General features: G+C 72.0%; 10 protein-coding genes and 2 pseudogenes. 2 read left to right on the forward strand and 10 right to left on the reverse strand.

All coding sequences use genetic code 11. The features are described 5' to 3' along the window. Window positions 1-114: 114 nt before the first annotated feature. Window positions 115-382 (reverse strand): annotated as a pseudogene (locus tag IF73_RS42780) (IS630 family transposase); the annotation flags it as partial. Between the two features lie 567 nt (window positions 383-949). Here IF73_RS42780 and IF73_RS0135810 point away from each other — a divergent pair. Further along, on the forward strand, window positions 950-1,630 hold the full coding sequence (locus IF73_RS0135810) for a hypothetical protein (RefSeq protein ID WP_158822249.1): 681 nt from the start codon (window positions 950-952) through the stop codon (window positions 1,628-1,630). A 79-nt stretch (window positions 1,631-1,709) separates the two neighbouring features. On the opposite strand, the gene IF73_RS0135815 is transcribed toward IF73_RS0135810, so the two are convergent. Then, complete coding sequence (locus IF73_RS0135815) at window positions 1,710-2,117, reverse strand: Imm10 family immunity protein (protein ID WP_031015394.1); 408 nt, start codon at window positions 2,115-2,117, stop codon at window positions 1,710-1,712. 450 nt (window positions 2,118-2,567) lie between these two features. Between IF73_RS0135815 and IF73_RS40095 the strand changes: the two genes are divergently transcribed. Then, complete coding sequence (locus tag IF73_RS40095; protein WP_234338444.1) at window positions 2,568-3,446, forward strand: IS5 family transposase; 879 nt, start codon at window positions 2,568-2,570, stop codon at window positions 3,444-3,446. 18 nt (window positions 3,447-3,464) lie between these two features. On the opposite strand, the gene IF73_RS0135825 is transcribed toward IF73_RS40095, so the two are convergent. From IF73_RS0135825 to IF73_RS0135855, 8 genes and pseudogenes are all read right to left on the reverse strand, one after another. Beyond that, window positions 3,465-3,791, reverse strand: coding sequence for a hypothetical protein (locus IF73_RS0135825; protein ID WP_031015399.1), 327 nt, complete (start codon window positions 3,789-3,791; stop codon window positions 3,465-3,467). Window positions 3,792-4,030: 239 nt separating this feature from the next. After that, entirely contained in the window at window positions 4,031-4,942 is a 912-nt protein-coding gene (locus tag IF73_RS0135830; RefSeq protein WP_234338443.1) for a transposase, read from the reverse strand. Window positions 4,943-5,745: 803 nt separating this feature from the next. Next, a complete protein-coding gene (locus IF73_RS0135835) occupies window positions 5,746-6,966 on the reverse strand; it encodes a DUF2201 family putative metallopeptidase (RefSeq protein WP_031015403.1) in 1,221 nt (406 codons plus the stop codon). Between the two features lie 13 nt (window positions 6,967-6,979). Further along, complete coding sequence (locus IF73_RS0135840; protein ID WP_051717657.1) at window positions 6,980-8,254, reverse strand: AAA family ATPase; 1,275 nt, start codon at window positions 8,252-8,254, stop codon at window positions 6,980-6,982. Then, window positions 8,251-10,221 (reverse strand): ankyrin repeat domain-containing protein, encoded by a 1,971-nt coding sequence (locus IF73_RS38320; RefSeq protein ID WP_051717659.1) that lies wholly within the window; start codon window positions 10,219-10,221, stop codon window positions 8,251-8,253. The genes IF73_RS0135840 and IF73_RS38320 overlap by 4 nt, the downstream gene beginning before the upstream one ends. Continuing rightward, window positions 10,218-11,393, reverse strand: coding sequence for a hypothetical protein (locus IF73_RS0135850; RefSeq protein ID WP_031015409.1), 1,176 nt, complete (start codon window positions 11,391-11,393; stop codon window positions 10,218-10,220). Before IF73_RS0135850 ends, IF73_RS38320 begins: the two co-directional genes overlap by 4 nt. Window positions 11,394-11,450: 57 nt before the next feature. Next, window positions 11,451-11,523 (reverse strand): annotated as a pseudogene (locus tag IF73_RS41320). A 17-nt stretch (window positions 11,524-11,540) separates the two neighbouring features. After that, the gene (locus IF73_RS0135855) at window positions 11,541-13,157 is read right to left on the reverse strand and encodes a hypothetical protein (protein WP_051717661.1); all 1,617 of its coding nucleotides are present in this window, start codon (window positions 13,155-13,157) and stop codon (window positions 11,541-11,543) included. Window positions 13,158-13,231 lie beyond the last annotated feature (74 nt).

Raw genomic sequence — 13,231 nt, forward strand, 5'->3', positions numbered from 1 at the left:
TACTGCAGGGGGGACCCTGTGGGAGAGTAGGACGCCGCCGAACAATCATTGTGGGAAAGCCCCGCACCTTCTGGTGCGGGGCTTTTCTGCGTTCCGGAGACGTGCATCGGGACCGGGGGCCCTGGCCGACTTCGGCCGGCCGCCGGAGTGCTTGGGGTAGAGCGAGTCGAAGCAGTCGGCGGTGAAGTCGTGGATTACGCCGTGGGCTCGGTCGTCAGTCGTGAACGACAACTCGGCGATCTTCACGACCGTCATGCCTTGAGCGGCCAGCAGCACCATCTGCGCGCGCCGCCAGGACCCACGGAGCCCGTTCCTCTGCGTATTCGCAGCACCGCAAGGCCCTCGCCTCATCGACCTCGCGGACGCGCACTCGTTTTGCCAGCATAGCTTTGGCGGCTCGATGCCGCTGGTGGGTCACGGGTTCAGGTGGCCACGGTTGTTGCTGATCTGCACCGCTTCTTGGCAGGGTCCACAGATGACACCACGTGTAAGTAGACCGTCCCAGTGACACGGGCACCTGCTGCCGACTGCGTATCAGAGGGACCACCGAGGAGCCGCTGGGCTGGGACGTCACGGTGGTCCCGCCAGCAACTCTGCTTGCCACTGCATCCCATGCACCCATCCGGTGATCGTGGCAGATTCCCCCGCACCCACCCCACCGATTTGCCCTCCGTGCTCCATCAGCGGGGCGAACTTTTCCCTGTGCAGCGCCTGAGCCGCAAACATTTCTTACCGCAGCCTCGACGCCGCCCGAAAACGGATGGCCGGCCGTCTCTGGCTCAGTCATTCTGGCTCAATGGGTAGCAGAGCCAACGTCATCGTGGTCCGTGAGAACGGCCGGCATGAGCTGTACCGGACGGGGTGGGCGGTTGGAATCGACCTTGACCTGTTGGAAGGGCCGAGGGCGGTTCTCGCCCTGCTTCCCGGACTTCGCCGGGATGGTTGGTGGTTGGACGATTCCATGGCCCAGGGCGGGGTCTTGCTCGACCTGGGCCGGAAGGTGCTTCTGTTCTTTGCCTGGGAGGGGCCCAGTACTGAGCTCCGGCACCGCGCGGCCACGTTCGAGCTGATCCGAGCTGCGTGGCCGGGTTGGGAGGTTCGCTGGTTGTACGACGGCTCGGCCGGGCTGCGGGAGTACGTCGGGCTGGACCCGGAGTATGTTCGCTGCCGCGATTCCGAGCTTTCCTTGGCGCCGTTCCTCGCCTTCGACGACGAGGACGTGGCCGGACCCGATCCAGGGGGAGTGGTGATCACGGTCAGCACCGGCCGCTGCCACGTCGCCTCTGACGCATTCGACCACCCTGTCCGCGAAGGCGCCGCACTGCTCGATCGACTGGCAGACGCGCCCCTCCACGGAGTCTGTCAGCTGCACGTCAACGCTGGCATCCACCTCGACCCAAAACGGCGCCGTCTGGGCTGGTGGTCCCTCTACTCCTCGCCACGGGCTTATGAGGTACCGGAGTTGTGGAGGGGCTGGACGGTGGAGTTCTGGCGGGACGACTGGGAGCGGCACGTCAGCGCCGGCGACCTCTTCGCGCCGGCGCGGTTTGATGCTGGAGAGGAAGCCAGAGCCGCGGTGCTCGCCGAGGCCGAGGAGCGCCGGGCTGTCCGGGCCTGCAATCGCGCCTAGGTCGCCCGTCTCGGGACCGCACCGGCTCGCTCCTCGGTGGGATGACTGCGGCCGGTCTGAGCATGGCAGCGTGGTTGCCTCAGGCCGCGAGTCGTGTGGGGATGGCGTCCGCTCGCCCGTAGCCGAGTACCTGCGCAAGGATTTCGCGGAAGCGGGTGACGTCTTCGGGCGGTGCCTCCAGGACGGCCTCGATCTCGGCTTCGTCCAGCCGAAGGCTTTCCAGCGCCTCGGGATCCAGCGAGATGCGGAGGATGTTGCCCTCCACCACGGCTTCACGCACGCATCCGTACGCCGTCCCCTGGTCAGCGGTGACCAGGCAGTGCGTGTCCATTCCCGGTGCGATGTCCTGGTCGTCCGGCTCTTCTTCGCCCGCCATGAACATCAGGGTGAAGCCGCCGTGCTCGCTCTCCGCGAGGGCGGCCTCGGTGAAGTAGCCGTCAGGATCGATCTCTGTGGTGGCGACGCGAGCGGTGAATCGGTATGGCATGACGAGGTTGTATCAAGGCGCTCGGACAGCGTGTCCGGGAGGGGCGTCGACGTCATCCAGTCACGCCGGCCCGCTGACGTCATGGCTCACGCGGTCGACGGCCGCCCCGCAGCACGGTCGAACGAGCGATCATCCAGCTCAAGCAGTTCGACGAGGGCGGTTGTGTCTTCCTCGGCATCGCCACCGCGGCGCCGTCGCCATCGCGCTCCGCACATGAGCTCCTACACGACACAGCAGCAGACGCTCTGGTTCGGGCGCCGGGCGGTGCTGACGAGTCCGCCAGCTCGCGCACGATCGCGTCCGCGATCGCCGTGTCGACGGACTCGCCGTCCTCCGCACGCAACCGCGCCCACGCGGTAGCGACGTCACGCAGCCTGGAGTGCCCGGCGTCCGCTAGGCACTGTCCGACGGATCATGTGACTGTCTGATTGGTTGCTCGTTGGTTCGGTCATGGGGCGGGGAGATCTAACGAATCGCGAGTGGTCGCTTGTAGAGCCGCATTTGCCGCTTTCCGGCAGGCGGGGAGGACGGTGGAACGATCACCGCACCGTGCTCAACGGGATCCTGTTCCGGATCCGTACCGGCGTCCCTTGGCGTGACCTGCCGGAACGATACGGCTCCTGGAAATCCGTCTACGAGAGGCATCGCCGCTGGTCGGCGGACGGCACCTGGGACCGGATCCTGCAAGCGGTCCAGGCCCACGCCGACCTGGCCGGCCGGATCGACTGGGGCATGGTCGGTGTCGACTCGACCTCTTGCAGAGCCCACCAGCACGCGGCCGGAGCCCGCAAGGCCGCACCGCGGGTTCCGAAAAAGGACGACGCCCCGGCACCACCGCCCCGACGAGGGGCTCGGACGGTCCCGGGGCGGGCTGACCTGCAAGATCCACCTCGCCGGGGAGGCGGATGCCGCCCGATGGCTCTCCTGATCGCTCCAGGCCAGTGGGGCGACGCCCCGCAGATGATCGAGGTCCTGGACCGGATCCGGGTTCCCCGCCCGCTGGGCGGACGGCCCCGGACACGGCCCGACCACGTCAGCGGCGACAAGGCATACAGTTCCCGCCGAAACCGCCGCTACCTGCGACGACGCGACATCAAGCACACCATCCCGGAACCGAAGGACCAACGCGCCAACCGCCGACGCAAAGGCAGTGCGGGCGGAAGACCCACTGGCTTCGACCCCGACCGCTACCGGCGTCGCAACGACGTCGAGCGGACCATCAACCGCCTCAAGAACTCCCGCGCTGTCGCGACCCGTTACGACAAGCGGGCCTACGTCTTCCACGGTACCGTCACCGCAGCAGCAGTCCGCCTCTGGCTCAAGCCGTGACCCACCGGGACCGAGCTCTCAGAATCCCGGGGCAGGGATGAAGCTCGGCCACCACGGGGGCACACCGCTGGGGCACGGAGGAGTGGCGGCGCCCTCCCAGAAGATCGAGATGACGCACCAGACAACACCGAGGAGCGTCGCCGCGAGGGCAAGGGCATGGAGAAGGGGACGGCTCCCAAGAAGGGTGCCCACCGCGACCCAGGCCAGCAGCAGGACCGTCCAGAGGCCCGGGATGAACAGCCAGAACAGGAAACCGCTGTTGGCTGCGTTGTTCACTCCCACGTCGCAGGCGGTCCACGACCTGCCCAGAAGCATGGCAGCGGATATCGCGAGCAGCAGAGCCACCGCCGCCCCGAGCCATCCATACAGCCGTCGACTCCCCACAGGCCCCCCGTTCGCCATCCGCTGCGGGAAGCACCGGATCCGCACCGCTCATCACTGCCGCATCCGCCCAGACCCCCGGCCCTGTCCAACAGGGAATGGACGCTCCTGGATCCTAGTAATCACATCATCCGCCGGACAGTGCCTTACGAGCTCGTGCACGGTAAGCGGTGAGACGTCGAGGGCTTCGGTGCGACCGGTGCTCACCTCTGTCGTCGGGGGTTCAGGTCCGCGGTCTGCTGGTGGGACAGTAGGCCGGCGACGGCCTGGACGGTGTCGCTGATGTGCTCACGACGGCCGAGGTGACGGGCGAGAGCCCGCCAGTTCTTCAGGTGGGCGATGCCGTGCTCGACCCGGATACGGCGTGAGGAGTGCGCCTTGCGCTGTCGCTCGTGCATCTCCTCGTACCAGTTCGGGGCGTCCTTCTTGAACTTCCGGTGCGGTGGCGTCACCACGCGTCCGCCGGTCTGGGCGCCGAGCCCCTGGTAGCCGGCATCGGCAAGGATCTCGACGACGGGCCCGTCGGCCAGGAGCTTGACCAGTCCTAACTGGCGGGCGTGGGTGATGTCCGCGCAGCTGCCTGGTCTGGCTGGGCTGCTGAAGAGCACCCTTCCGTTCTGGTCGGTGAGGACCATGGACTTGACGGCGTTCTGCTTGCTCTTTCCGGAGATGAACGTGTCTCGGTCCTTGTGTCCAGCGGCCGGCCGGCGGACCCGGATCTCGGTGCCGTCGATGATGCCGGTCTGCCCACTGGCGCCGCGGTGGCCGATGACTTCGGCCAGCGTCCGGAGCCGGACGCCGGGGCTGATCGTGCACCCCCGCTCGGCGAGCAGGGGTCGTATCTCACCGATGGCCCGGGTGATGGTGGAGCGGTCGACTGCGAACCAGCAGGCCAGCACATCGTGGGTAACCCCGTGGCGAAGGTGCACAAGCGTGGCCAGGAGCCGGTCGACGAACACCAGCCGGTGCTTCGCACCGGCGCCCACAGCGCGCTTCCGCGGCCGAGAGGTCAGCTTGGTCTGGTGACGCTCATGCCACAACGGCCCCACTTCGGCAACGAGTTCAGCGATCACATCGGCCGACAGGCCCGTAATCCGACGGTTGCTGACGATCACTGCACGAGCCGCGTTCCCCACCACCCGACCATGATCAACCATCCCGGGCTCGACGTCTCACCGCTTACCGTGCACGAGCTCGTTAGTGCAGCGGACAGGCGGGGCGATATCGCGGAGACGACGGGCCCGTCATTGTCCGGCCGGCACGATGCGAGGCTCACCGGGGGCGACGAGTTCTTCGGAACGGCCGCCGGCCGGAAGGCATTCCCACTCGACCACAGCTTTCTCGGGGCGCGTGGGAACATCTCGGCATGCGCATGGTTGCTGACGGGGGTGCGTCGATCTCGCGGTTGGTATGGGCCAATTCTTTTGAGACTGGCGACGGGTATGCCTTCGAGCTGAGCTGGGTCGCTTGTTGCTCGGCGGGGGCTGTGTGGCGCCGGGTTGGTAGGTGGGGCGTGTGACGTATTTTGCGGATTTGACGCCGTATACGTATGGCGGGGAGTGCTCGGTGGGCGAGGTCGGGCGGCTGTGGCCTGGTGTTTCGGTGGTGAATGTGGGGTGGCTTGCCTGGGGGCGGGGATATCGGCGGGGGGTTGCTCCTGTGGGGCTGGGCGGGGTGTTGCGGGGGATGGCCGTTTCGCATCGGGCTCAGCAGACGCGTGGTTCTCACCCGTGTCCGTTCTGTGGGTGGGTGAGGTTCGGGCGGCGGGGGCGGGTGCCGGAGGGGAGTGCCGAGATATGGGTGCGGGGTGGGGATGTTGTTTATGCCGCGCCCGAGTTGATTGCTCACTATGTCGAGGCGCATGGGTACCTGCCGCCCGAGGGGTTTACTCGGGCGGTGTTCGCCGTCGGCGGGGCTGTCAGGGGCGTGGGGGGATTCTGATCGTTTCCGCCCAGGGTGGGGGCTGGGGGGCGTTCGGGTCTGTGAGGGTGGCTATCAGGCGGGCGCTGACGGGTTCCGGGGGCCAGGGGGTGTGGCCGTCGGTGAGGACCACGATGATGTTCGGGGGGTCTTGGGCGGTCAGGGCCGTACGGATGCCGACCGTCATGTCCGTGCCGCCGCCGCCCGCCAGTTCGACCTGGTCGACGGTGGTCACGCGGGCGACGGCGTGGACGTCCGCGTCGCACGCGAGGACGGTGACGCGGTTGCCGCCGACGCCTACCTCGCGGAGTACGCCGGAGACCTCGGCCAGTGCGGTCGCGAGGTCTTCCTCGGTCATCGAGCCGGAGGTGTCGACGACGACGGCCACGCGGGGCAGCGGGCGGCGGAGGCTGGGCAGGACCACGCGGCCGCCGAGGGCCGGGGTGCGGCGCGAGGGGCGGCGGTAGGTGTAGTCGACCGCGCCGCCGGCCCAGGCCGCGGCTTCGCGGACCGCGCCGGTGAGTGCCTTGCGCCAGTCGACGGTGGGTTCCAGGACCTGCTCCGCCCAGCGCCGCCAGCCTGCGGCGATCGTTCCCCGGGAGCGGGCGTGGGCGCGGATGGCCTGGGCGGTCTGGCGGCGCAGCGCCTCGCCTTCCACCGGGCCCACGCCCGCGGTGCCGTCGGCGGCGTGCTCGCCCAGGTCCCACGGGGCGGGGACGCCGTGCGCTCCGGAGCCGCAGTCCAGGGCATGGGGGCAGGAGGCCGGGATGTCGCGCAGGTACTCCTCGAAGAGGCGACCCGTCGGCAGGCCGAACAGGCGTGGCTCCATGACGCCTGGGGGCAGCCGTAGTCCGTCGGCGACGAGGTCGTCGTTGATCTCGCAGTCCTGGGCGATGTTGACCCGCAGCCGGTCGCGCTGGTCGGCGGCCGGCAGGCGGTCGGCGCGGCCGTGGTGGTCGCGAAGGAGATGGGCCGCCTCGTGGATCCACACCCCTGCCAGCTCCTCGACGCCGGTCGCGTCGACGAAGGCGGGCGCGACGTAGCAGCGCCAGTACCGGTCCACCGCCATCGTGCGTACCCGCTCCGACGGGACGACGGTCAGGGCGTACAGGGCGGAGGCCAGGTACGGGCGGGCCTCCGCCGCCTTGTAGCGCGCGGCCAGCAGCTTGGCGCGGTCGAGGCGGGCGGGGCCGTCGGCCGGCGCGGAGTGTGGGGTCATGGCGCGGGGCCGGTCAGCGGGCGCCCGGCAGCGCGCCGGCGAGCTGGAGCAGTTCGAGGAAGGCGTCGATGCCGGGCGGGATGGGCCACTCGGGCTCGCGCATCGCGGCGAGGTCGCGGGCCGCCCGCGCCGCCACGTCGGGCACTCCGGCGTCCACGGCCTTGGCGAGGACCGCCCAGCCCGCCTCCCAGCGCGGCCGGGTCGGCTCGCTCTGCACGGCGGCGACCACGGCGATGAGGAACGCCAGCTGGCGGTCGCCGCGTTCGGGCAGTGCGAAGGCCGACGGGTCGGCGAGCACCCGGTCCGGGTCGGGCAGGTCGAGGTTCTCCAGGTACGCGAGGAGCTCGATGCCGGCCGCCTCGCCGACGGCGCCCGTCAGGGCCGCGGCCCGTGCCCCGCGCCCGGCGCCCGAGGCGTATCCGGTGGCGAGGAGTCGCAGCGCCATCTCCCACGTACGCGGTGAGGGCCAGGCGCGGCCGCGGCCCTCGGCCTCCTTCGGCATGTGGTGCGCGAGGCCGGGGCGGGCGGTCAGGAAACCGCTGATGACGCCCCGGGCGCGTGCGACGGCGCCGGACACCCGACCCGGTTCCACCGTCGGCAGGGCCGTCTCGGGCCAGGTGCCGGCCATGCCGCGGGCCACGGTGCGGGGGTCGTGCGTCCAGTCGAGGTGCACGAAGCGGTTGGCGAGCGGGGGGCTCAGGTGCCAGCCGTCGGCGGCGCTGGAGGGAGGGTTGGCGGCGGCCACGATCCGTACCGACGCGGGGAGCGACAGGCTGCCGACGCGGCGTTCGAGCACCACCCGCAGCAGCGCGGCCTGCACGGCCGGTGGCGCCGAGGACAGCTCGTCGAAGAACAGCAGGCCGTGGCCGGTACGGGCCAGCCGGACGGCCCAGTCCGGCGGGGCCATCGGCACGCCCGACGCGGCCGGGTCGTCGCCGACGATCGGCAGGCCGGCGAAGTCGGAGGGTTCGTGGACGCTGGCCACGACGGTCTCCAGGTGTACGCCGAGGGCGGCGGCGAGCTGCTCCATGCCGGCGGACTTGCCGATGCCGGGCTCTCCCCAGAGGAGGACGGGCTGATTGGCCGTCACTGCCAGGGCCAGCGCCTCCAGTTGGGGGTTGGCGGCGGGCTCGGTGCGCGTGGCGCTCAGGCGGGCGTTGAGGGCGTCGGCGGCCGCTAGGGCCGCGGGAACGGGCGTGGAGGGGGATGGCGATGCGGACGCGGGCGTGGAGGTGGGACTGGACGTGGGCGTCGGCGTGGGCGCGGATGCGGATGCCGGTGCGGTCATGGGTGGATCTCCTTGTCGTCCGCCGGGTCCTCCTCCGCGTCCGCGTTCCAGTCGACGGCGGAGGAGTCCCGCTCGTCCATGTACGCGTCGAACCAGTCGGAGCCCAGGCCCGGATGCTCCCGCAGCACGCGGCGCCGGAGGAACATCAGGTCGGTCCGTTCGTAACGGCGGATCGCCTGGGCGAGGGACAGGTCCATCTCGTCGGTGACGTCGATCCTGGCGCCGGCGGCGAGCAGCTCCCTGACCAGTTCGACGGAACCGCCCTCGTGGACGGCGGTCTGGAGCGGGGTGCGGGCCGCCTTGTCCTTCGCCTCCAGGTCCAGTCCGGCGGCCAGCAGCCGCGGCAGCAGCTCCCGGTGGTCGAGCAGGTGGAGCACGTGCAGCAGACCGCGGCCCTTGAGGTCGCGGACGTGCGGGTCCGTGCCGGCGTCGAGCAGCGCCACCACGGCGGGCGTGTCACCGTGCTGGGCGTGCAGGAACAGCGCGTTCCGCTGCTCCCGCAGCGCTCGCGGCAGCCGGTCCCGGCCGCTGGTCCACGCGGCCTGCGCGGCGAAGCAGCCGCTGATGGTGCCGCCGAAGGCGCGCAGCGCCAGTTCGCGCTGTCGTTCCTGTTCGGTGTGCGGGCCCGTCAGGACGCCGTCGCGCTGGACGACCTCGTGCCAGATCCCGCCGCAGCGGACCCTGACGGGTCCGGGCGTGCGCGGGCCGGGTGGGCCGGTCACGGGGCCGCCGAGGTCGGGGAAGAGTGCGGCGGTGACCAGCGGGTGCAGGTCCTCGGGCCGGATCCGGCCGGCCCGCAGCAGACCGATGTCGGGCAGCCGCTGCCAGACGTACGTGGGGAGGCGCGGGATGCCGGCCTCCTGGCCGCGCTCGCGGCCGGAGACGCGCGGCGGGGTTCCCTCGGGGGCCCCGGGGTCCAGCTCGACCCGCAGATGCCCGCGCCAGTCCAGGTCGAGGCGGAAGGCCGACCCGCGTCCCGCCTGGGCGAGGCGCCGGGTCTCGTGCGCCAGACGGGTGAGGTCCGGGGCGATGAACGAGGTGAGGCCGGCGACGTCGAGCTGCCGGTAGGAACGCGGGCCCTGGGGCGGGGGTGTGAGGTCGAGGCCGAGCCCGGCGGCGGCGTACGCCTCGGTGTGCGCGCCCCGGGCCTGGAGGACAGCGATCCATTCCGCGAGGGCGGCCGGGTCGCTGTCGCTGTCGGGGGCCTCGTCCGGCAGTTCCTCGGGCGTGAGGGGCGTGCCGTCGAGGTGCAGGAAGGGGAGCCGGGCGTGGGGAACGGCGAGGGGTGAGGCGGTGACGGGTGAGCCCGTGGTGAGGGGTGAGTCGGTGGTGGCGGGTGAGGCGGTGACGGGTGAGCCCGTGGTGAGGGGTGAGTCGGTGGTGGCTTTCCGGGTGCTGAGCGAGTCGCCGTGGTCGACGGCGTCGACGGCGCCCGCGCTCCAGCGCAGTTCGCCGGAGCGGCGGGCGTCCCAGAAGCGGCGGGCGGCGGTCCAGTCCTCCGTGACGTACAGCAGTCCGTGGAGCTTGTCGCCCTCGGGCGGGACGGCCGGGCCGAAGTGCAGCCGGAGGCGCTGGGGCCCGGCCAGCATCGGGGTGTTCGTCAGCGACAGGACCGGGCCGGGGCGGCCGTACGCGGCGAGGACGACGCGGCGGCACGGGGCGAGGGTGGTGTGGCCGCCGAGAGTGCGCGGAAGGTGCCAGCGCAGCAGGTCGGGCGCCAGGTGTCGCAGGTCGTCGGCGACCTGGGCGGCGACCTCGGCGCCGTACCGGTCGGCGATCCGCTCGGGGTCGAGGTCGTCCGGCACGTCGACGGCGGCCGCCGCGCAGGCCGCGCGCCAGTCGCCGGACTCGCGGGCCTCCGTGGCGCGTTCGATCATCCAGCCGGGTACGGCGTAGCGGCGGACGCGGGCCCAGGAGGAGAGGTCCTCGGGGGAGAGGCCGCCGGGGAGGAGCGGACGCGTGGTCATCGGTACACGCTCCCGATCGCCCGCAGGTCCGGGTGGGTCGGCAGGGCGGGCCGCAGCCGTTCGGCGAAGGAGCGCTTGACGCGGCGGGGTGTGCCCGGGCCGAGGCCGACGTATTCGAGGCGGTGCCCCTCGGGGAGTGCGGCGAGGAGGCTCTTGGCGCCGCGGCCGGTGATGCCGGTGTGGCGCAGTTCGAGGCGGCGCAGCGGACTTCCGGGCAGGGCGGCGGCCAGCGTACGGGCGCCGTCGTCGCCGGTGGTGTTGCCGGGGGAGCCGAGGCTGCGCTCGGACATGGCGCGGCCGAGGTCGAGGGTCTCGATGCCGTCGAGGGCGTCGGCGAGGGCGCGGGCGCCGTCGGGGCCGATGCCGTTGCCGCCCAGGCCGAGTCGTACGGGCCGGGTCGGGTCGGTGGCGGCGGCCAGGACGGCGGTGCCCTCGTCGCCGAGGTGGTTGGCCGGCAGGTAGAGCTCGCGGACCCCGGCGTCGCGGAGGAGGGCGGCGAGCAGCGGGGCGTCGGCGGCGGTCAGGCCGTTGCCTCCGAGGAAGAGCCGTTCGAGCGGGGCCGCGCGGTCCAGGAGGGCGTCGAGGAGCAGCCGTACGCCCTCCGGGCCGATCCCCGAGTTGACGAGGTCGAGGGTGCGCAGCGTGCTGTTGCGGCGGAGCAGTCCGGCGAGGGTACGGGCGCCGGTCGCCGTGACCGGGTTCCGCTTGAGCCACAGGGCGCGCACCGTGGTGTCCTCGGCGAGCGCGTCCGCGAGGGCGGTCACGCCGTCCGGGCCGATGCGGTTGCAGCCGAGGTAGAGGGTCTGGATGTGGTGGGCGGTGCCGGTGTCGTGGTGGGGGCTGCCGGTGTTCCGGGCGGCAGTCAGGACGCCGGCGACGGACCGGGCGCCCTCGTCCCCGAGGGAGTTGGTCCCGAGCAGCAGATGCGCGGCGTGCGGGGAGCCGGCGGCTGCGGGCAGCAGGCGCGCCGCGCCGTCGGGGCCGAGGCCCTGCTTGCACAGGTCCACGCGGCCGTCGGCGCGCAGGGTGCCGAGCGGGAACGTCTCGTCGTCGGCGACGGGGCGCGTGTCGGCGAGCCGGGCCACCAGGGGTGCGAGCAGCGCGGGGTCCGCGAGGGGCAGGTCGGGGTGCTCGATCGCGGGGCAGCGTACGGGCGTTGTCGGCTGGTTCATCACCACTCCACCGGTCCTCCGCCGGGGGCCGGCGTCCGCGTCGACATCAAGCAGGCGCAAGACCGGTCGGATTCGAACCGACGTCCTCCAGCTCGATGCGTGGGCGCGACGACCTCTGCGCTACGGCCTTGCTGCGGACGATCATAGTCACAACCGACCCGGTTCTCGATCACCAGTTTGAACTGGGGGGCGCTGGGCGGGGTCGGCGGTGGAGCAGACGAGGAGACGGCCGTCGGTGGTGCCGAGGAGCAGTCGGCCGGGGCCGGCGACCGTCAGGGCGCTCGCGACGACGGGCACTCCGGCGACGGTCAGGTGTCGACGCCGGAGGACGCGGCCGTCCCGCGCATCGAGCGCCACGATCTCGCCGTCGTCGTACGTCACGTGGACGACGTCCGAGTCGAGGTCGAGATCCGTGGCCTTCCGGTCGGTTCGGAACACCCAGACGGGCCGTGCGGCGCCCACCGCGCGCCGGACGACGAACGAACCCCCCGGCTGCAGTCCGCGGCCGTCGTGGACGGTACCGGCGTGAATCAGGTCGCCGTCGGCGGTCTCCACGCCGGGTCCGGCGAAGTGCGTCTCACCCGGCTGCCAGGAGTAGGGAGAGAGTTCGCGGACGTCTGCCGCTCTCGGCTCACGCGGACGCCCGGCATCCGCGGGCGGCCCCAGGTCCGCTGCCGCGAGCCGGGCTTCGCCACCCTCGTCGTTCCGTCGTCTCCTCGGTGCGGCGGTCTTCCGGAAGTAGATCCGGCTGCCGCGTCGGATGCGCAGCCTGCTCCGCTCGCCGTTCGCCCCGGCCGGCGCGAGGGAGGACAGACCGTCGGCACTGCGCACCAGGGACGCGGTGGCGGAGGGGACGAGGTGGGCGAGTCGCGCCCCGTCGTCCAGCGCGAGGCGGACGACGGGACGGGCGCGCCGCTCGGACGGGGGCGGCTTCAGACCGACCCAGGCGGATCGCTCGTCCGAGGCGACGACGATGTCCCGGCCGCCTTCGCCGCCGTCGCCGCGGTCGTCGCCTTCGCCGCCGTCGTCGTCCGGGACGGCCCACTGCCGTCGCCCCGACGGGAGCCAGCACTCCAGCCGGACGCCGTCGAGCGTCGCCACGATCCTGCCGTCGGAGAGCTCCTCGACCGCGCGGACGTTGCGGCGCGGGTCCCAGGCGGCGCTCAGGCCGGACAGGGTCCGGCGGGCCTCCTCCCGACGGTCGGCCCGTGGGGCCGCCACCCGTGGCCCGGCCAGTTCGGCACCGTCGATCGACCGGGGCGGGACGGCCGTCCAGTCGGGCCGACGGATCACCGCGACGTGGCCCTCGTGCCAAGCGGCCTTGTCCTGCCAGTCGTCGTACGGCGCCATCAGCACGCGCAGTGCGTGCTCGCCGAGCCATTCCAGGCCCAGCACCTGGCGGCCGAGCGGGTGCTCGATCAGTGACGTGGTCCTTCCCGTGTCCAGGTCCAGGAGAAGCAGCTCCCCCTCGAAGAAGTAGCCGCCGTCGTAGGCGCCGGAGCCTACGGCGAGGAGGGGGAGGGCGGGGTGGAAGGCCAGCGCGTGCACGGGATGGCGCGCACGGAGAAGGGCCCTGCAGGCCAGGTTGTTGGTGCCGTAGACGCCGACCGGGGCGGTGAAGCCGAAGTCCGGCAGCCCGGCCACCGCCGTGCGTGTACCTTCCACGGCCAGCAGGTCGCGGCGCTCGTCAGTGACGGCGAGGGCGGGCTCGCCGACTTCGGCGAAGGGGCGGTCACCGAGGATTCGGTCGATGCGGAGCTTCACGTTCTGTCCTGCGGGTCTTGGTTCGGCTGGGCGGCCGGGGCGGGGCCCTTGGAGCGGTCGGGGCGGGGGTGGGG

Source organism: Streptomyces sp. NRRL F-5727, assembly GCF_000719555.1.
In the GTDB taxonomy this organism is placed as follows: domain Bacteria; phylum Actinomycetota; class Actinomycetes; order Streptomycetales; family Streptomycetaceae; genus Streptomyces.